Raw genomic sequence first — 17,937 nt, forward strand, 5'->3', positions numbered from 1 at the left:
GAACCCCGGACCCGGGCCGATCACGCCTACGGCCTCAGCCGAGGAACGTCACTTGCTGATGCTGACCGTGTTGAATCGCTCGTCGGTCAACGGGCTGGCCACCAGGCCCTTGACATCCTTGGTGACGACGATGGCCGGCGGGGCGTGCCAGAGCGGCACGGCCGGCAGCCACTTGGCGGCGATGTCCCGGTTGACCTGCTCCCAGGCCGCCTTCTTGCCGGCGTCGTCAACGGTGCCGTCGGCCTTGGTGATGGCGTCGAACATCTCGGTCATCGACTGGTCGCCGAACTCGGTCTTGGCCCGGCCGAAGAACGTGCCAACGAAGTTGCCCGGGTCGTTGTAGTCACCCGTCCAGCCGAGGATGTGCAGGTCCTGCTTGCCGAACTGCTGCACGTCGTCCTTGAAGCCACCGTTCCACGGGCGAGGCACACCGTTGACCTTGATGCCGACAGCCTGCAGGTCGTTGGCGAGGACGGTGAAGATCTCCTGCGGGTTCGGCATGTACGGCCGGGTGACGTCCGGCGGGTAGTAGAAGTTGAGCGTCAGACCCTCGGCGCCCGCGTCCTTGAGGAGCTGCTTGGCCTTCTCCGGGTTGTAGTCGTACTTCTGCACGTCCGGGGCGTAGCCGAGCACGGTGTCCGGCAGGAACTCGTCGGCGACCTTCGCGCCACCCGGGCCCTTGGTCTGCACGAGCTGCTGACGGTTGAGCGCGTAGGCGATCGCCTGACGCACCCGCAGGTCCTTCAGCTTCGGGTTCTTCTGGTTGAGACCGAGGTAGAGGATGTTGAACGCCGGGCGGTTGATGACCTGGAAGCCCTCACCCTCGAGCGCCTTGCGGTCGGCCGGGGCCGGGAAGTCGATGCCCTGGACGGTGCCGGCACGAAGCTCCTGCTTGCGGGTGCTCTCGTCCTTGATGACCTTGATGATCATCTTGTCCACCTTGGCCTTGTCGCCAAAGTAGTCCGGGTTGCGGTTCAGGGTGATCTCGCTCTTGGCCTTGTCCCAGCCACCGAAGGTGAACGGGCCGGTGCCGACCGGGTTGGTCGTGGCGAAGGCGCTGTACTCGAACGAGTCGCCGCTCTGCTTCACGGTGTCGGCGTCGTACTTCTTCAGCGCCTCCGGGCTCGCGATCGAGAGCGAGGTCAGCGCGAAGGCACCCGGGAAGGCGCCCTTGTACTGGTTCAGCGTGACGACGGCGGTGCCGTCGCCCTGCGCCTCACACTTGTTGTAGATCGGCTTGCCGGCGGACTCGCTCTCGTTCTTGGCGAAGCCCCCGAAGACGTCCATGTAGTAGATCATCTGGGACTGGGCGGCAGCGCCCTTCATGTTGTACCAGCGGTCGAAGTTGTAGCAGACCGCTGCGGCGTTGAACGGCGTACCGTCGTGGAACTTCACGCCCTGACGGAGCTTGAACGTCCAGACCTTGCCCGCCGGGTCGTGCTCCCAGCTCTCCGCCAGACCGCCCTGAAGCTCCGCGGTGCCCGGCTTGTGGCTGACCAGGGTGTCGAACATCTGCCGGACCGGCCGGAACGACTCACCGTCATCGTTGAAGATCGGATCGAAGTTCTTCGGGTCACCGGCACCCGCGAAGATGAAGGTGCCGCCAGTCTTGGCCTCGCCACTGTCGCCGTCGCGCTCGCTCTTCGCGCAGCCGGCCGCGCCGACCGCCAGAGCGGCTACGGCCGCGATGGCCACGGCCGTTTTTAGCCTTCTCGCCTGCATCTCTCACCTCTGTCATGCGCATGACCACGCCGAGCTGTGGCTCGGTCCGTGTGCGGGAGGCTATGACATGTCACACGCGAAGCGGAACGGGCGTTAGGCAATCGCTACCAAGCCGACACCTTGGGCCGAGGTCTGACAGTCGACGGCACGGTGAATACATGGAGCGACACATCGATCCGTGCCGGGCCGGACACCGGAACGGGGGCGGCGCCGTCGACGACGGCACCACCCCCGCGGGGTACGACTCAGACGGCCCGGCGGCCCTCGAAGGCCCGGCCGAGGGTGATCTCGTCGGCGTACTCCAGGTCGCCGCCGACCGGCAGACCGCTGGCCAACCGGGTCACCGCGATCCCCATCGGCTTCACCATCAGCGCCAGATAGGTGGCGGTCGCCTCGCCCTCGGTGTTCGGGTCGGTGGCCAGGATCAACTCCCGGATGCCGCCACCACCGAGCCGGATCAGCAACTCCCGGATGCGCAGATTGTCCGGACCAATCCCTTCCAGCGGATTGATCGCGCCGCCCAGCACGTGGTAGCGACCACGGAACTCACCGGTCCGCTCGATGGCGACCACGTCCTTGGGCTCCTCGACCACGCACAGCACCTCGTCGGTGCGGCGCGGGTCGCGGCAGATCCGGCACTGCTCGGACTCGGCCACGTTGTAGCAGGTAGTGCAGAACCGCACCAGCTCCTTGACCTTGCGCAGCGCGCCGGCCAGCCGGTTGACGTCGGCAGGATCCGCCGACAGGACGTGGAACGCGATCCGCTGAGCGCTCTTCGGACCCACGCCCGGCAACCGGCCCAACTCGTCGATCAGGTCCTGGATGGCACCTTCGTACATCTGTCGGCTCAGAAACCGGGCAGGCCGAGGCCGCCCATGCCACCGGCGACCGGGCCCATCTTGCGCTCGGTCAGCTCCCGGGCCGCCTCGGCGGCGTTGTGCACTGCCGCGACGACCAGATCCTCAAGCGTCTCCACGTCGTCCGGGTCGACGGCCTTCGGGTCGATCTTGATGGCCTTGAGCTCACCAGCGCCGGAGACGGTAGCGGTGACCAGCCCACCGCCGGCGGTGCCGGTCAGCTCGGCCTCGGCCAACTCGGCCTGGGCGGCGGCGATCTGCTGCTGCATCTTCTGCGCCTGCTTCAGCATCTGCTGCATGTTCGGCTGTCCACCTGGGCGCACGGATGGCTCCTTCTCGCACTCGTCTGCTCGGCCGCCGCCCAGCCTATCCGCTGGGACCGACCATGCCCCCGTCCGGTGCGTGCCCCACGCCGAGCCCTCCGGGTACGGCTGTCACTACCCCGAACCGGCCATCTGCCCGTAGTGCGCCGGGAGCCGTCGCGCTGGTGTGCTCGACGGCATGAACCTCAACCGCACCGGCCGGGCCGGCGCGCTGTGCTGGGCGGCAGCCGCACCGGTCTTCCTCGTCGCCAGCCTGGTCACCGGACTTCGCTGGCGACAGCCGGCCTACAGCTGGGCCACCCACAACATCAGCGACCTCGGCAACGCCTACTGCGGCACCTGGGACACCACCAGACCCCGCTACGTCTGCTCGCCCTGGCATCCCCTGATGAACGCCGCGATCCTGGTCACCGCCGTCCTGCTCGCCGCCGGGCTCCTGCTGACCTGGCGGCTCCTCGGCCGCGGCGGCGTGGTGCGCTCGGCGCAGGGCCTCCTGCTGCTGGCCACCGGCGGGTACGCCCTGGCGGCCCTCTACCCGGCCGACGTCAACGAGAACCTGCACGTCCTCGGCGCATTCCTGATCATGGGACTGGGCAACGTCGGTCTGCTCCTCGCCGGCTTCGCGCCGGGCACCACGACGCTCGGCCGGCAGCGACGGCTCACCCTCGCCGCCGGGCTCGTCGCGCTGGTCGGGACCGTGCTGTTCTTCGCCCAGCAGGGCTCGGGGATCGGGGTGGGCGGCATGGAACGAGTCGCCGTGCTGCCCTTCCCCCTCTGGGCCTGCTGCCTCGGCGTCCTGCTCGCCGAGACGCCGGCCGGCCAGGCGTCGCGCACCCGGTCGACAGTGGCGAACTAGATGATTGGGTCCTAAATCTGGGCTGGTGAGGCGTGTGGTCGTACCGCATAGCGAAGGGTGTCGTTGTCTGCTCGTAACTGCTGACATCGACACCCTTCTGACCGCACTGTACGTGTTCGTTGACGATCATCTGATTCCTCGGGGCCGTCGTCGGCGTGGCCGCCCGCAACGACTGTCCGACGCCGAGTTGGTCTGCCTGCTGATCGCCCAGGTCCTGCTCGAATACCCGCGTGAGCGGCACTGGATGCGCTATGCCCATGCTCACCTGCGGGACCTGTTCCCCTACCTGCCCACCGCGTCCGGGTACGGCAAACGCGTGCGCGCCAGCGGCGAGTTGATCGCTACCGTCATCCGCGCCCTGGCTCAGGTCACCCGATCGGGTGTGCCGGTCATGCGACTGATCGACTCGACACCGGTGCCCTGCGGGACGTCACGGGAGACCGTCAAACGCAGCGACCTGGCCGGTGACGCCGGCTACGGCTACAGCGCCTCGCATTCCCGGTTCTTCTGGGGTAGGTATGCGCCTGTATCTACTGGCCACGGCAGAGGGCATGCCCGTGCTCTGGTGCCTGGCGAACCCGAAACTCGACGAACGCGAGGTCATGACCGCCCTGCTCGAAGCCGATCACGAACTGATCAGCAGCGGGCAGGTGATCCTGGCCGACCGGGGATTCGCCGGACCCGAGTTCGAACGCTTCTGCGACGAGGCCGGGATACACCTCGTCCGCCCGAAACGCGCCAACGCGAAGTCGGACCCGGTCCGCACCCCAGCCGAGAAAGCCCTGCTCCGCTGCCGCCAGTGGATCGAATCGATCTTCCAGACACTCAAAGGCCAGCTCTCACTCGAGCGTCATGGCGCCCGCCACCAGGCAGGCCTGTTCGCCCGGATCGGTCAGCGCCTACTCGCCCTCGCCGCGGTGATCTGGCACAACACCAACATCGGCGCACCACATCCACGATCACTCATCGCGTACGACCATTGAGCCATTCCCGGTAACGGCCGGTCACTTCGTGTGACTGCCAGGTATAGATACGACAGCGGTCCGTACTGTGTTGAAAGCCTTGATCCGGTGACGCGAGGCTGTTCGTGGGGTATCGGCGTGATCAGCTTGACGTGACTGAATCGTATGTAACGCGTGCGGCTTCGATGTCGTCGATGTGTCGCTCGGCCCACTGGGTCACCAGGGCCATCACCGGAAGGATGCTCTCGCCGAGTGGCGTGAGCCGGTACTCGACGCGTGGGGGCATTGAATCGGTCACGGATCGAGCTATCAGACCGTCGCGTTGCAGAGCCCGCAGCGTCTGGGTGAGCATTTTCTGGGTGGCGCCGGCGACGGCGCGGGCCAGCTCGCCGTGCCGGCGTGCCCCATGCGCGAGCTCCTTAAGGATCAGACTGACCCAGCGGTCACCCAGCCGATCCAGAACGCGGTGTGTCGGGCACACGGCCATTGATGTCAGGTACGTCGAGCGTGCACTGGTCCGGTGTTCATGTGCGCTGCTGCTGGCCATCCGGTCTCTCCAGGCACCTCAAGGTGCCTACTGCCGTTAAGACATCATCCAGCCTACCGTCAGCGCATGAGTGTGATCGGAATCCTCGGCGCCGGCAACGTGTCCCGGGCGCTAGCTCCGGCGCTATCCGCCGCCGGACACGACGTCATCGTCGGTACCCGCGACCGTCTGGAATCCACGGCCGCCGCTGCTGAGATTGTCGTCAACGCGCTACCCGGTGTGGTGTCCGTCGAGGTACTCGGGGGGTTGCGCCAAGCCCTGGCCGACAAGGTGCTCGTTGACATCGCCAACGCCGTGGAGCAGGGGCCGGACGGCTTCGCGTCCCGCCTGCTCTACCACAACCTCGCCGCGGAGCTTCAACGCCTGCTTCCCGATACTCGCGTGGTCAAGGCGCTGAACACGGTGGGACCGGCGGCGTTGATGGCTGACCCCGTCAGCTTGGCCGTACCGCCGTCGACCTTCCTATGCGGCGACGACGCGGATGCCAAGAAGACGGTGGCAGGGCTGCTCACCGACCTTCGCTGGGCACCACAGCGGATCATCGACCTCGGCGGCGTCGAAACTGCCTGGTGGCCAGAGTCATTTGTGCTCATGGTCCGCCCGCTCATCACCGCCTTGGGACCGGTCCCGTTCGCGCTGGCGATCGCCCACTGACCAGCCCAGATTTAAGACTCAATCATCTAGCGGGCGTCGACCTCGTCGATCTTCTCGGCCCCGAACGTCTCGCGCAGCAGCCGTACCGCCTGCTCCTCGCTGGACTCCCGAGCGGTCTTCTCGTCGATGATCTCGTCCAACGGCTCGTCGCCCGGGTCGAAGCCCTCGTAGACCGGGGTCGCCGCGCCACCCGGCCGGCCGGCCCGCGCCGGGCCGTCGAAGTCCGGGTCGTAGGGCGGCTCGCCGGCCCAGTCGGCGTCCGCGACGGGCCGGGCCGCCGCTCCGGTACGCACACCGCGCCCCGCCGCCGCCGCGCGAGCCGCGGCGATGGCGCTGCTCACCGGCGCGCCACCGGCTGCCGCCGGCTGCCGGGCCGCCGGTGTCGGGTTGCCCCGCCCACCCGGGTTACCGCCGCCGGCAGCCAGCCCGGGGCGACCCGAACCGCCCGGTCCACCACCGTTCGGGCCGCCGCCGTTGGCGTGACCGCCGTTCGGGCCGCTGCCGTTCGCGCCGCCACCCTGGCCGCCGCCACCGTTCGGGCCGCCGCCGTTCGGGCCGGTCGGGATCGGCGCCGAGCCGGGGCCGCCCGGTCCGGCATCAGGGCCCGGGTCGTTCCCGGCCGACGCGCCACCGGGACGGGCGGCCTCCGGCCAGTCCTCGTCGTCGGTCGCCTCGGCGGCAAGTGCGCCACCACCAGGGCGGGCCGCCTCCGGCCAGTCGTCCTCGTCGTTCGCCGACGCGACCGGCTGCGCTGTGCCCGGCCGGGTCGGAGCGTGTGCGGCGGGCGGCGTTCCGCCCTGCCGTCCCGAACCGTGTGCACCGCCGCCCTCCTCGGCCCGCGCGCCCACGCCTCCCGGCGGGCCACCACGGGCACCCGAGCCAGCGCCGCCTGTCGAGTTCGGTGCACTGGGCGACGCCGTCACCGGGCCGGCGGAGCCGCGCGGATTCGGCGCGCTGGGCGACCCACCCGGCAGGTCGGCAGCCGCGGACGAGTTCGGCGCGGCGGGCGGTGCGCTCGTCGGGCCGGCAGCGGCGTTCCCGTTCGGCGCGTTCGACGCGCCGGTCGGATTCGTCGCGGGGGCCGCGGGTCGGGTCGGCGCGGCGGACTGCGAGCGCTGGGGACCGGACAACGACACCCCACCGCGCTCGCCGGCGACCTCGCAGCGGATCTGCCAGCGCCCGCCCAACTCCTCGTAGAGCGCGTCGGTGAGCACCGCCGCGTGATCGGCCATCATCTTGGCCAACACCGTGGACTTCACAGTGAGCACCAGCATGTCGCCGTCAAGTTCACGCACCACGGCGTCGCGCATCAGGGCGGCGATCCGCTTGTTTGTCCGGTTGACCTTGCCGACCACGTCGGGCCAGACGCGGCGGACCGCGACGGCGTCCAGCGCTGCGGCCGGCGCGCCCGGTCGGGGCGGCTGGGGCGTGGCCGGGTCGGGCAGCACCGCCGACGGTGGCACCACACGACGGGGGGCCGACCCGTCGGGCGAGACGGGCGCCGACCCGGCGACGGCCGACGCGCCGGGTGCTGCCGGGATCGGCGAGTCGGCGGCCGAGACGTGCGAGGCCGGTACGCCGGAGGTCGGAGCCGGTACGCCCGGGACCGGGCCGGGCGAGGCCGGTGCGCCGGAGACCACCGCAGCCGACGCGGGAGCACCCGGGGCAGCGGTGCTGTGGGCCGGGGACGCGGCCGGGTCGACAGCCCAGGGCGGCGCGGAGGTCGGGGCGTTGACGGGTGCGGGGGTCGCGGCAGCCGGGACCGGGGTGCCTGGCTGTGGGCGTACTCCCTGGTGGGTGGCCGGAGCGGAGCCGGCGGCGGCCGACGGCGCGTCGGTGCCGCTCAGGGTGAGCCGGCGTTCCATCCGTTCGAGGCGTTGGAGCAGGCCGCCGGTGGAGTCGTCCACGCCGGGCAGCAGCATCCGGGCGCAGATCAGCTCCAGCAGCAGGCGGGGCGCTGTGGTGCCGCGCATCTCCACCAGGCCGTCGTGCACGATGTCGGCGCAGCGGGAGAGCGTGGCCGGGCCGAGTTGCGCGGCCTGGGCGGCCATCCGCTCGATCTGGTCGGCGGGGCCGTCGATCAGGCCCTTCGCGGCGGCGTCCGGCACCTGCTGGATCACGATCAGGTCGCGCAGCCGTTCCAGCAGGTCGGAGGCGAACCGGCGCGGGTCGTGGCCGGCCTCGGCGACCCGGTCGACGGTGGCGTACGCGGCGGCGCCGTCACCGGCGGCCAGCGCGTCGCACATCTCGTCGATCAACGCGGCGTCGGTGACCCCGAGCAGCGCGGCGGCCCGCGCGTAGCTGACCCCCTCCGGGCCGGCCCCGGCGATGAGCTGGTCGAGCACCGAGAGGCTGTCCCGGGCGCTGCCGCCACCGGCGCGGACCACCAGCGGGAAGACCGCCGGCTCGACGGCGACGCCCTCGGCCTGGGTGAGCTGCTCCAGGTACGGGCGGAGCACCTTCGGCGGGATCAGCCGGAACGGGTAGTGGTGGGTCCGCGACCGGATCGTGCCGAGGACCTTCTCCGGCTCGGTGGTGGCGAAGATGAACTTGACGTACTCCGGAGGCTCCTCGACCAGCTTGAGCAGGGCGTTGAAGCCCTGGGTCGAGACCATGTGCGCCTCGTCGATCACGTAGATCTTGAAGCGACTGCTGGCCGGCGCAAAGAACGCGCGTTCGCGCAGCTCGCGGGCGTCGTCGACACCACCGTGGCTGGCGGCGTCGATCTCGATCACGTCGATCGAGCCGGCGCCGTCGGTGGCCAGCGAGCGGCAGGACTCACACTTGCCGCACGGCTCGGGGGTGGGGCCCTGCTCACAGTTGAGTGAGCGGGCCAGGATCCGGGCGCTGGAGGTCTTGCCACAGCCGCGCGGGCCGGAGAAGAGGTAGGCGTGGTTGAGCCGCCCGCTGCGCAGCGCCTGCGACAGCGGCTCGGTCACGTGCTCCTGACCGATGACCTCAGCGAAGGTACGCGGCCGGTACTTGCGGTAGAGCGCCAGCGTCACTCGTCCCGCCTCCTCTCGACCGAGCCATTCTGCGCCGGTCGGGCGCGGGTGACCACCCACCCCGCCGGGACGCCTGGGCCCTCGGGCTTGATCGACTCGGCTTCCTGGAAATCGGGGTGTCCGCATGCCCGGGATGCCCCGACATCACGGATGTCGAGTGGATCAACCGGCCCGCAGACAAAAAGGCCTCCCGTGCACCCGGCAGAGCTCGCTTATCCTTGCTGCCTTCCGGCCCTGGGGAGGTTCACGAGATACCGCCGCACGGGAGGTGACGCCAAGCCTACCCGACCGCCCGTCGATCCTCAGGGGGTGGTGGGGTGGCCCGGCCGGCGGGGGCCTGTATCCTGGCTCGCGGAGGATTCGCCTAGAGGCCTAGGGCGCACGCTTGGAAAGCGTGTTGGGTTTACACCCTCACGAGTTCGAATCTCGTATCCTCCGCTCGCCTGAGCAGGCACGACAGCAGGGCCGGCCCACCGGGGACCGGCCCTGAGTCGCCTCTGGTCTCAGTTGGTCGGCTCAGACGCCCCCGCTGTCGGCGAGGGCGGCCTACCGCAGCCCGCCCGGAGCAGTCAATCCAGAGCAGCCCGACCAGCCGGCGACACACCGGTCAGACAGACAGCTGGGGTGTCTGGCCGAAACCTTGCGGCGAAGTGGCACGACGGAGGGAGCCGCCGAGGCTAGGCTCGACAGTCTCCACAAGTTTTTTGTAGGTCATGACCTCGACTCGGTTCAAATGCGTGTTGAAAGTACGTAATGCCTCGTTGATCTCATCTTCCGCCACCTGCGGCTGCAGATCCGGATGATCAATTAGCACAACAGCAATCACCCGGCGGATCTCGATGCCGAATTCGCGGCGAATACGCTCCCTATTCTCGTCCTGTCCAAGTAAATAGTTCACGGCCTGCCCCACAGTGTCATGCACCCCCGCCGCAGGAACCCAAGCCTTCCAATGCCGCTTCACCAGAAGCGCGGGCCTCAGTTTCATCGATCGCTTAAGTTCAACTACATGGGGGGATCCGTCACCACGGATTAGCGGAATATCGATCTAATCACCTGAGACCAACCGACGACGAGCAGCCTCACCGAGAAACTTGCCACCGAAATCCCATGCTGATCTCCAAGCGCCTTCTGCAGATCAAGCTCATCCGCTTCGGGTCTTCGACTACCTTACGCAGGCTACTCAAACCTGTGGCACGCCGCTGAAGTTCTACAGCCCTGAAAATCAACCGGACATCATGGTCCGCTGCGAGCACCGCCAACGCTTCAGGTGAGACCGCAATCCTGCGGGCAGCCTGCTCTACTGACGCTTCTGCTAGCCACTCCGGCCCTGAAGCGCACAATGCAGGGCTTCTGGTCGCCCGCCGCTTCATCGGCCCTGGGCAGGCAATCAACCGCGCCGACATCCCCGCCAGCCTCGTTGGTGAGACACTTCCCGATTCGGCTGGAGGAGCGGTAGTAGCTCCTCCAGCGGCGTTCCCTTCAGTCTGAGCTAGGCGAGGGCAAGTTTCTTCTCCGGCTTCTCACGTGCGATGCGATAGAGCGTCGGCCGCACGCCATATCCTCGCAGCCTCTTGGCGAAGTCGCGAAGGTTGACCTTGCTAAAGCTCGGCAGGTCAAGGGGTAGGTCCCTCTCCTTCGTGAAGGCGAGAGCGTAGGTGACCACTTCTGGCACGCTTTCAGCGACCTCGGCGAAACTCGGATCGATCTCTCGAACCGCTCTACGGAAGTTGTCTCTATACGTATCATCACCTCGCAGTAGCTGGACTGACACGAGGGCTTGCGCGAAAAGGTGACTGAGAGTTTGGCTTCCCGAGTAGGGCTTGACGTGGATCAGATATCCGTCTCGGTGTAGGAGGTCACATGCTTCGACCTCATCCCCGTCTTCGGCCCGGATATCTACGGTGTCCAACGTTATAATGGTGCCGTCGCATTGCCCCGGCGCCCATTCATTATATCTCGTCTCGGAATTGAACTTGCTGGGCCATGCTGGGAGTGAGAACTCGTCACCAATTACGGGGATTTTTTTGAGGTCGTCATTGAGTTGCTTGGTGTAATTCTCGGCTAGAGCAAACCATCTGCCTAGCGTTAAAATGAACCGCTTGTCTTTGTCGCCGGCCTCGAAGACGATCCAGTTCCTTATGGGCATGTGCGAGCTGACCGGGTTGTCATCTTCGTCGTAGGCGGCTAGTCGAATCTCTTGGAGGGCACGCACGCCGAGGCGAACCTTCAACCCGACCAAAGCCGCGCGAAGCCCCTCTAGGTCCAAGGATGCGAGATCTTCTGATCGATCCTTCTTGTAGATTTTTGCCCGCGCAATGCTGTGTAGGTCCACATCGTCTGGCGTGCAGAATTCCAAGAGATATTCGTTGAGGTCGGCGAAATCCGGTCCAAGGTCTTCGCGGGGGGCAGACATGGGCAGGCCTGCAAAAAGTTTGGAGGCCAGCAATTGATCGAGCGTCTTGGCGGTCTCGCTGCTGGATTTAAGAGGCTCGAGCGAGTCAACGAACTCCAAACCCTCCTTGACGGGCTGTGTTTCGACTTCACGCAGCATCATTTCCAGCACGCCCTGCACCTTGACCAGATCCGTCTCGGCCTTGAACATGACCGCATCGCTCGCGACGATGGCGCTTATTTCTTTGAATTCAAGCCCGGCGGTATCCAGTTCACCTGCCAGTTGGCGGACGAACTCCCCATCGAAGGGAACATCCAGGTCTTTAATGTCAGAACCGGAAGGGACCTGGATGGACTGTGTGCGTCCGGCTGCGTCAATGCGACGGCTCCTGTATGCCCGAACCGATCCGGGGTTAACCCGCCGTGCCGCAAATCGAAGCCCAAAGTTAGCCTCAACTGCAGACCACTCCAGCGTACTGCTTCCGTAGCCGAAACAAATAGCAAAGTGGCGATCGCGAACAGGCAGGAAGATGACTAGCCGGTTCGAGGTGTTGAGGGCATTCTCAAGTTCCGGAAAGAGACGCTGCAGGGCCTTCGCCCACGGCGGAACCTTCTCGGATTTTGCGTGGAAATAGGCAGTAACACCGGGAAGTTCTGGGTTTGGGGCTAGCCGAGACATCCGCGCCCGCCCTCCGCCCTGTCCGTCGGAGGTCGCGGGTCGGTACTGCTGCCGGATCGCTGATTCGATACGGGGCAGATCACCCTTCAACAGATAGCAGCTAAACCGAAGCCTAGGCAAGGTTTCCGGTGCAGTGGGTTCCTCGGGAGTGTCCATCCTCTGCTACCTACCAGGAGTGCTGGCCGTTCACGATGTTCGTGTCGGGTATCGGCTAGGCCTTGACAGGCCTCGCCCTTGCTGTGCAGTCATCCCATAGCTGGCCCGTTTTTGAGTGCTCCATCATGGTTTGAGCTATTTCCGCGGTGCTTTCCACGCCCAGGGTTAACTGGCGGGACCGCCTGTGGACCACCGAAGACTATTCTTGTTGAGGTAGCAATTCGAGCAGATCCACCGAGCCTTCCGGGCTTAGCGAAGCGGCGGCATTAGCGAGATCGGAGGCGAGTTCCGAATCTTTACTTTTTCGCCCGGAGGGCCACTTATGTCCCGCTTTCATGACTGCGGCTTTGGCCCTCGCTAAGCGGTTCTTGTGGTCTTTCTCTAGCTCAGGATCTTTTAGCATATTGAATTGAGCCAAGAACTCCCAGTCAACCTGGGCCGGACTTGCTGGATTCGCAAGATATGCCGCCACCGCACTTTCCATGCCACGAATATGAGTCGCAGCATCTGACTGCTTGAGCAACTCGCCGGCCTGCTGGGACATCGCGAGTGCGAGATCTACAGCTTCCTTCTCGTTCTCGAGTGCGAATGCTTGAGCCCAGAACTCCGCTGACGACGGCCTATATACGCCATCCTCGTAACCGGATTTTCGGCGGCCCGCCGTGACCACGTAGTGGACCCGGACGACGGCCTTTTTGTTGGTCTGGATGAGGCGCTTCTGCGCCTCTTGGCCGTGCGACTTCAACGCCTTCAAGATGTCGGAATTCCTTGTGACGGTCCCGCTCTTGATGACATAAAGGTTAGATACCGGCGTCGCTCCAGCCTCGTGCCACTCGGCATCAATCCCCGCAGCGCTGGACTTGTGCAGTCGAGGACTGCCGGCGATGGCTAGTTGCTCGATGGCCCAACCGCCGGCGGTAACGTAATTTCGCCTTGCGTAATCACCGACCAACCCGCGCACCACTTCCGCCAGCGGAAGACCCTCGTACTCCATTCCCCGAATCATCGGGTTAATTCGCGAAGTTACGAGATTATGAAACTTCGGGATGGCTTCCTCTAGTACACGTCCGTACCAGTACGTAAACTCCCGCGCGAATCCCCTGACGCCTTGAACGATATGCGCGTCAGATGGCCCGTCGTTGCGACCGAGTAAACCGGCTCGCTGACGGACGCTGGTGACGATCTCCGCATCGGTGATCGCTACGTTCTCAGGATCTTCAGGCAAGGAAATTCTCCGCGACATGGGACCAAACATGATCGGGTCGTACTTTCACCTTAAGGGTCAGGGAGGGAGCTTTGCCAGGCCCGGCAGTCACCCAGCCGTGGGTTCCGATGCGGCGATTGGCCGATGTCTTCCGCCAGGCTGGCTCTTCAGGCTCGACTTGGGGTTCCCCGAGGAAATACCGCCGCAGCTGGCCACCGACGGCCTCGCCCAGCAGTGGAGGAACAGCGTTCCCAATCTGCTGGTACTGCGATCGCGGGTTGCCGGCGACCTCATAGCCCGGCGGGAAGGATTGAGCAGCAGCGCACTCCAGCACGGACAGGCATCGAACCTCTGCGGGGTGAATCAACGCCGTTGAACTGTGGTCAGGCATACCCAGAATGGTCGGTGCCGGCTGATCCCACGCCAGTCTCCTCCACCATCCGCTCTTACCTCCTGTTGCGACGTGCGCCGCTCCCATCGTTTCCCGCTGCATCTCCGCTGGCAAATTCCGCCAATTCCCCCCTGGCGGCACGTTTTCGTACACGCGGCGCTTGCGTTCGCTCAACGGCTGCACCGCCCCCAACGACTCCAGCGAAGCGAGAGCGTCCTTCAAAGTGCGGTAAGGCTTCTGTCCATCGCCGCCGAATTGTCTGGGGGGCAAGAAGCATGGACGATCTGACCGCACACCAATGATTATCGAGCGTTGACGAAGCTGAGGAACCCCGTAGTCTGCTGCTTCAGCCACCCCCCATGTTAATGTGTAGCCTCGGCTCACAAGTTCTCGCACTAACCACAGAAGGAATGACCCCTTCTGTTCCTCCAACGCGAGAGCATCATGCCCTTTGCCGCGACGATTCAGAGGCCTATGGCGCAGAGCCGCAGACAAGAGTCCATCAACGTTCTCGATGAGAAGCGCCTTAGGAAGGAATTCGTCGACATAGGTAAGATAAGCGGGCCAAACACCAGACGCCCGCGCATCGCTGATAGACAGCCGTAGGCCATGCGTGGTGAATGGCTGACAAGGGGGGCCGCCTGCCATTAGGGGAAGCTCGCCACGATCTAAATGCAACTCTTCGCGAATTTTTTGAGGCGATATATCTTCGATACGCTCAGGATAGATTTTCGTCTCGACTGCGCCCTCGGTCTTCTCTCTGCGTCGAGCGGCAAGCTCTAGAGTCCCGACCGCATCCTTGTCCATCTCGACCTGTGCAATCGGAATCCATCCAGCGGCCTCTAGCCCTGCGTCGAGTCCGCCAGCCCCAGAGAAGAGCGACACGAAGCGCCAGTCGTCGCACGTCACCGGAGTGCCGGTCCCTACCCTCGAAGCTGTCTTCGTCACGGTGTCGTCTAACCTCATCTTCCCCAGAATGATCCGAACTTACCTTGAGCCGGCGACAGCGCCACTCATCAACACGGACAGCTGCTCGGCGGAGACTCAGCGTGTCGGAATGAGTTACGCTCCGCGATCGTTAGCCGTCAACGCGACTTTGTGGTTCGTCGCCTTAGTGCCGCAGACGTGACGTGGGCCACGGCACGCGGTCACGGGCGGGCAGGTCGGCGGGTGTGGGAGGCAGCCCTACTGTTGGTCTCAGATCTGGTCTCGTTCACCGCCGTGCGAAGCCGGTCACCGGCGTTCGGCGGAGAACGGACAAACAGGTCAAGGACAGTTCGGGACCTCGGTGGCCAGAGGCTCGCAGCCTTGGAAGCGTGGGAGGGCAGCCGTCTCAGTTGTCGTCTCGTTCGGCCACGTTCAAGGTTATCCGCCCAGCTCGTGCGATACGACAGCGCTGCTGCTCCGTACGGCGCCAGCTCTCGGCGGACGCGAGACGACAGACTTGGAAAGCGTGTTGGGTTTACACCCTCACGAGTTCGAATCTCGTATCCTCCGCTCGCCTGAGCTGCACGAACGACAGGGCCGGCCCCACGGGGACCGGCCCTGAGTCGTCTCTGTGCCGGCGTCAGCCCACCACCCGGACACTCTCCGCGCCCTGCGCCGAGAGCCACGCTTCGAGATCCACACCACCGAGGGACCGGGTCGCGCCCTCGTCGACGAAGACCGGGCCGACAACAGCCCCGGTCGCGCCGTCGAGCTGGCAGCCGGCCATCCGCGCCCCGCTCAGCACGGTCGGCATGCTCGGGCCGCCGAGCGTGCACCAGCGCAGGCTGGCGTACTCAAGGTTGGCGTCGCGCAGTCCCGTTCCGTAGAGCTTGGCGGAGTTGAGGACCGCGTGGCTGAGATCGGCACCGTCCAGCACGGCGTCGTCGAGGTGCGCCGCGAACAACCGGGCCGAACGGAACCGGGCATTGCCCGCGGCGCAGCCGACCAGGTCCGCCTTGGCCAGGTCGGCGAGGGAGAAGTCCGCGCCCCGCGCCTCGGCGTTGGTCAGGTTGGCGTCGCCGAGGTTGGCGTCCTCGAACCGCACGCCGACCAGGTGGGCACTGGCGAGGTAGGCGCCGGTGAGGTCGAGGCGGCTGAGGTCCGCACCGCGAAAATCAAGAGAGTCACCCGACAGGTACGCCCCAGCGGAAGAATCGGCGAACCATTCCGCGAGCGCTGCCCGAGCGTCGGGGCTGACCGGCCACCGAACGTCGCCGCTGGTCCGCCCGTACGTGCTCATCTGTCGAACACCACAGTGCCGTCGCACGCCGGACGGTCGGCGACCCGCGACCGGATGTCGGCAGATGCGCTCGGCAACCGGCCGGCGGTCACCACCGGTCGTGCTGCTCGTCCGGGCCGTCCACCGCGGGGTTGGCCTCGCGCAACTGCTGCCCGACGCGTTCGGCGATGGCCCGCGCCGCTGGCGAATCGGTCCCCAGGGTCTCGCCGATGATCTCCTGAGCGCGGTCGGCCAGTTGGCGCTTGGCCAGGTCGATGGTGCTCATGATCGTCCTGGCGACGACGTCCGGTGCGACCCGTTGGATCCGCTGGCCGAGCCGTAGGTCGACGAGCGCCCCCACGGAGTCGACAGTGACCTCCACCAGCCCGTTGCCGTCGGCGACGGTCACCCGTAACTCCTGGACCCGCTCGCTCATCGCGTCGGTGGCGGTCGCCAACTGGTCCAGGCGTCCCTTCCACTCCGCCAGCCGATCCATCGCGCCGTCCGGATCCAGCAGCCCGCCCGTGTGTGGCACCTCGGCAGTCATGTGTCCCCTCGGTCGCTCAAGGTGATCATGTGAGCTGGGGGAGATTAACATGAGCCGGCTGTCGCAACCGTCCAGGCGAGACGCCCTGTGGTCTCATCGACGTCGTGACCGAGACGACGTGGCAGTGGGACGAGACCTTGTACGCGGGCAGCGCCCGCCACTACAGCGTCGGGCGGCTGCCCTACCCACCAGGTCTCGCCGACGCCCTCCGTGACGCGCTCGATCTCGACGGCACCGGTCGACTCCTGGACGTGGGCTGTGGGCCCGGATCGTTGACGTTGCTGCTCGCGCCCCTGTTCGAGGCGGCGGTGGGCGTCGACGCCGACCAGGACATGCTCGCCGAGGGGCGGCGCAGGGCTGACGGCGTCGGGGTGACGAACGTCGAGTGGCGACACCTGCGCGCCGAGGCCCTGCCCGCCGATCTGGGTGTCTTCCGGGTGGCCACGTTCGCCCAGTCGTTCCACTGGATGGATCGCCCGCTCGTGGCGCGTCGGGTCCGCGACATGCTCACGCCGGACGGGGCCTGGGTGCACGTCGGCGCCACCACGCATCAGGGCGTCCTGGGGGACGACCCACTGCCGTACCCCCGCGCACCCTGGCCGCAGATCGACGAGTTGGTCGCCACCTACCTGGGGCCGGTCCGTCGGGCTGGCCAGGGGTTGTTGCCAGCGGGCACCCCCTCCGGCGAGGCCGAGATCATGCTCGGGGCGGGCTTCACCGACCCCACCCGGATCAATGTCGAGCAGGGGATCGTCGTGGAACGCTCAGTGGACGAGGTCGCCTCGGCGGTGTTCTCACTGTCCAGTTCGGCACCGCACCTGTTCGGCGACCGGCTTCCGGCCTTCTCGGCGGAGCTGCGCCAACTCCTGACGACGGCGGCACGAGACGGCCGCTTCGCCGAGCGGCGACGGGACATCACGATGACGATCTGGCGACCCTGACGGTCGGCCGCGCACGGGAGCGACCCCAGCAGAGCAGACAGCCACTCAGCCACGGGAGCGGGGCCAGGGGAAACAACGGCCGCTCAACCACGGGAGCGGGCCCAGGAGAGGAAGCGTTCGCTCAGCCGGGCGGGTTCCACCTCGGGTAGCTGTTCGCCGGCCTCGGCCTGGAGCGTCGCCAGGTAGATAGTCAACGCCAGCCGGTCATGCCGGTACTCGCCGAGCAACCGCAGCTTCGCCGCCGAGCAGGGCCAGGCGATGCCGCACGCCGCGCAGCGCCAGGTGGGTCGGGTCGGTAGGTGGTTCCGGTGGCGGCGGCGGGGCATGGGCGGGCCTCCTTCGCTGTGGAAGCGGGTCGCCCCGCCCTCCCCGCCGGGGCGACCCGCTGACTGACGCCCACCGCCGGGCTGCTGCGCCTCCACCGGTCGCGCCGTCTTCTGCAGACCACTCTTGGGTGCGTCACCGGACAGATACACCCCGTAGCGATATGGTCCTC

15 protein-coding genes, 1 tRNA gene, 1 other RNA gene and 1 pseudogene are annotated in these 17,937 nt (G+C 66.5%); 5 read left to right on the forward strand and 13 right to left on the reverse strand.

Annotation, left to right across the window (positions count from 1 at the left end; all coding sequences use genetic code 11):
• Positions 1–48 precede the first annotated feature (48 nt).
• The 3 genes from ACQPWW_RS33115 to ACQPWW_RS33125 form a co-directional block, all read right to left on the reverse strand.
• Positions 49–1,722, reverse strand: a complete 1,674-nt coding sequence (locus ACQPWW_RS33115; RefSeq protein ID WP_433127727.1) for an ABC transporter substrate-binding protein — start codon at positions 1,720–1,722, stop codon at positions 49–51.
• Positions 1,723–1,967: 245 nt separating this feature from the next.
• Positions 1,968–2,561: a recombination mediator RecR gene (recR, locus tag ACQPWW_RS33120; RefSeq protein ID WP_433127728.1), complete on the reverse strand. Its 594-nt coding sequence runs from the start codon at positions 2,559–2,561 to the stop codon at positions 1,968–1,970.
• Between the two features lie 8 nt (positions 2,562–2,569).
• A complete protein-coding gene (locus tag ACQPWW_RS33125) occupies positions 2,570–2,878 on the reverse strand; it encodes a YbaB/EbfC family nucleoid-associated protein (RefSeq protein WP_238433593.1) in 309 nt (102 codons plus the stop codon).
• A gap of 202 nt (positions 2,879–3,080) precedes the next feature.
• Between ACQPWW_RS33125 and ACQPWW_RS33130 the strand changes: the two genes are divergently transcribed.
• Positions 3,081–3,758: a DUF998 domain-containing protein gene (locus ACQPWW_RS33130; protein ID WP_433127729.1), complete on the forward strand. Its 678-nt coding sequence runs from the start codon at positions 3,081–3,083 to the stop codon at positions 3,756–3,758.
• Between the two features lie 67 nt (positions 3,759–3,825).
• Positions 3,826–4,741, forward strand: a pseudogene (locus tag ACQPWW_RS33135) (IS982 family transposase).
• 121 nt (positions 4,742–4,862) lie between these two features.
• Here the strand turns inward: ACQPWW_RS33135 and ACQPWW_RS33140 are convergent.
• On the reverse strand, positions 4,863–5,267 hold the full coding sequence (locus ACQPWW_RS33140; RefSeq protein ID WP_433127730.1) for a winged helix-turn-helix transcriptional regulator: 405 nt from the start codon (positions 5,265–5,267) through the stop codon (positions 4,863–4,865).
• 66 nt (positions 5,268–5,333) lie between these two features.
• On the opposite strand from ACQPWW_RS33140, the gene ACQPWW_RS33145 reads away from it, so the two are divergent.
• On the forward strand, positions 5,334–5,921 hold the full coding sequence (locus ACQPWW_RS33145; RefSeq protein WP_357100274.1) for an NADPH-dependent F420 reductase: 588 nt from the start codon (positions 5,334–5,336) through the stop codon (positions 5,919–5,921).
• A gap of 26 nt (positions 5,922–5,947) precedes the next feature.
• On the opposite strand, the gene ACQPWW_RS33150 is transcribed toward ACQPWW_RS33145, so the two are convergent.
• Together ACQPWW_RS33150 and ffs are read right to left on the reverse strand one after the other, a co-directional pair.
• Positions 5,948–8,926, reverse strand: coding sequence for a DNA polymerase III subunit gamma and tau (locus ACQPWW_RS33150; protein ID WP_433127731.1), 2,979 nt, complete (start codon positions 8,924–8,926; stop codon positions 5,948–5,950).
• A 181-nt stretch (positions 8,927–9,107) separates the two neighbouring features.
• An RNA gene (ffs, locus tag ACQPWW_RS33155) (signal recognition particle sRNA small type) lies at positions 9,108–9,197 on the reverse strand.
• An 82-nt stretch (positions 9,198–9,279) separates the two neighbouring features.
• On the opposite strand from ffs, the gene ACQPWW_RS33160 reads away from it, so the two are divergent.
• Positions 9,280–9,364: transfer RNA gene (locus ACQPWW_RS33160), tRNA-Ser, on the forward strand.
• Between the two features lie 169 nt (positions 9,365–9,533).
• On the opposite strand, the gene ACQPWW_RS33165 is transcribed toward ACQPWW_RS33160, so the two are convergent.
• The 6 genes from ACQPWW_RS33165 to ACQPWW_RS33190 all read right to left on the reverse strand — a co-directional run bounded on the left by ACQPWW_RS33165 (position 9,534) and on the right by ACQPWW_RS33190 (position 16,500).
• A complete protein-coding gene (locus tag ACQPWW_RS33165) occupies positions 9,534–9,911 on the reverse strand; it encodes a hypothetical protein (protein ID WP_433127732.1) in 378 nt (125 codons plus the stop codon).
• Positions 9,912–10,415: 504 nt separating this feature from the next.
• Positions 10,416–12,152 (reverse strand): DUF6119 family protein, encoded by a 1,737-nt coding sequence (locus ACQPWW_RS33170; protein WP_433127733.1) that lies wholly within the window; start codon positions 12,150–12,152, stop codon positions 10,416–10,418.
• Positions 12,153–12,351: 199 nt separating this feature from the next.
• Positions 12,352–13,395, reverse strand: a complete 1,044-nt coding sequence (locus ACQPWW_RS33175; RefSeq protein ID WP_433127734.1) for a PmeII family type II restriction endonuclease — start codon at positions 13,393–13,395, stop codon at positions 12,352–12,354.
• Positions 13,370–14,656 carry a DNA cytosine methyltransferase gene (locus tag ACQPWW_RS33180; RefSeq protein ID WP_433127735.1) on the reverse strand — a complete coding sequence of 429 codons (1,287 nt, stop codon included), beginning with the start codon at positions 14,654–14,656 and terminating at the stop codon, positions 13,370–13,372. Before ACQPWW_RS33180 ends, ACQPWW_RS33175 begins: the two co-directional genes overlap by 26 nt.
• 658 nt (positions 14,657–15,314) lie before the next feature.
• Positions 15,315–15,974: a pentapeptide repeat-containing protein gene (locus tag ACQPWW_RS33185; protein WP_433127736.1), complete on the reverse strand. Its 660-nt coding sequence runs from the start codon at positions 15,972–15,974 to the stop codon at positions 15,315–15,317.
• Positions 15,975–16,062: 88 nt separating this feature from the next.
• The gene (locus tag ACQPWW_RS33190) at positions 16,063–16,500 is read right to left on the reverse strand and encodes a YbaB/EbfC family nucleoid-associated protein (protein WP_433127737.1); all 438 of its coding nucleotides are present in this window, start codon (positions 16,498–16,500) and stop codon (positions 16,063–16,065) included.
• A gap of 104 nt (positions 16,501–16,604) precedes the next feature.
• Here ACQPWW_RS33190 and ACQPWW_RS33195 point away from each other — a divergent pair, with 104 nt between their 5' ends.
• Positions 16,605–17,441 (forward strand): class I SAM-dependent methyltransferase, encoded by an 837-nt coding sequence (locus ACQPWW_RS33195; RefSeq protein ID WP_433127738.1) that lies wholly within the window; start codon positions 16,605–16,607, stop codon positions 17,439–17,441.
• Between the two features lie 83 nt (positions 17,442–17,524).
• On the opposite strand, the gene ACQPWW_RS33200 is transcribed toward ACQPWW_RS33195, so the two are convergent.
• On the reverse strand, positions 17,525–17,767 hold the full coding sequence (locus ACQPWW_RS33200; protein WP_433127739.1) for a flavin reductase: 243 nt from the start codon (positions 17,765–17,767) through the stop codon (positions 17,525–17,527).
• Positions 17,768–17,937 lie beyond the last annotated feature (170 nt).

It is taken from the genome of Micromonospora sp. CA-240977 (assembly GCF_050942285.1).
In the GTDB taxonomy this organism is placed as follows: Bacteria; Actinomycetota; Actinomycetes; order Mycobacteriales; family Micromonosporaceae; genus Micromonospora.

Excerpts from the sequence above, each read along its gene's own strand:
- ACQPWW_RS33115 (WP_433127727.1), bottom strand. The coding sequence starts at position 1,722 with ATGCAGGCGAGAAGGCTAAAAACGGCCGTGGCCATCGCGGCCGTAGCC.
- recR (WP_433127728.1), bottom strand. The coding sequence starts at position 2,561 with ATGTACGAAGGTGCCATCCAGGACCTGATCGACGAGTTGGGCCGGTTG.
- ACQPWW_RS33125 (WP_238433593.1), bottom strand. The coding sequence starts at position 2,878 with ATGCAGCAGATGCTGAAGCAGGCGCAGAAGATGCAGCAGCAGATCGCC.
- ACQPWW_RS33130 (WP_433127729.1), top strand. The coding sequence starts at position 3,081 with ATGAACCTCAACCGCACCGGCCGGGCCGGCGCGCTGTGCTGGGCGGCA.
- ACQPWW_RS33140 (WP_433127730.1), bottom strand. The coding sequence starts at position 5,267 with ATGGCCAGCAGCAGCGCACATGAACACCGGACCAGTGCACGCTCGACG.
- ACQPWW_RS33145 (WP_357100274.1), top strand. The coding sequence starts at position 5,334 with ATGAGTGTGATCGGAATCCTCGGCGCCGGCAACGTGTCCCGGGCGCTA.
- ACQPWW_RS33165 (WP_433127732.1), bottom strand. The coding sequence starts at position 9,911 with ATGAAACTGAGGCCCGCGCTTCTGGTGAAGCGGCATTGGAAGGCTTGG.
- ACQPWW_RS33170 (WP_433127733.1), bottom strand. The coding sequence starts at position 12,152 with ATGGACACTCCCGAGGAACCCACTGCACCGGAAACCTTGCCTAGGCTT.
- ACQPWW_RS33175 (WP_433127734.1), bottom strand. The coding sequence starts at position 13,395 with ATGTCGCGGAGAATTTCCTTGCCTGAAGATCCTGAGAACGTAGCGATC.
- ACQPWW_RS33185 (WP_433127736.1), bottom strand. The coding sequence starts at position 15,974 with ATGAGCACGTACGGGCGGACCAGCGGCGACGTTCGGTGGCCGGTCAGC.
- ACQPWW_RS33190 (WP_433127737.1), bottom strand. The coding sequence starts at position 16,500 with ATGACTGCCGAGGTGCCACACACGGGCGGGCTGCTGGATCCGGACGGC.
- ACQPWW_RS33200 (WP_433127739.1), bottom strand. The coding sequence starts at position 17,767 with ATGCCCCGCCGCCGCCACCGGAACCACCTACCGACCCGACCCACCTGG.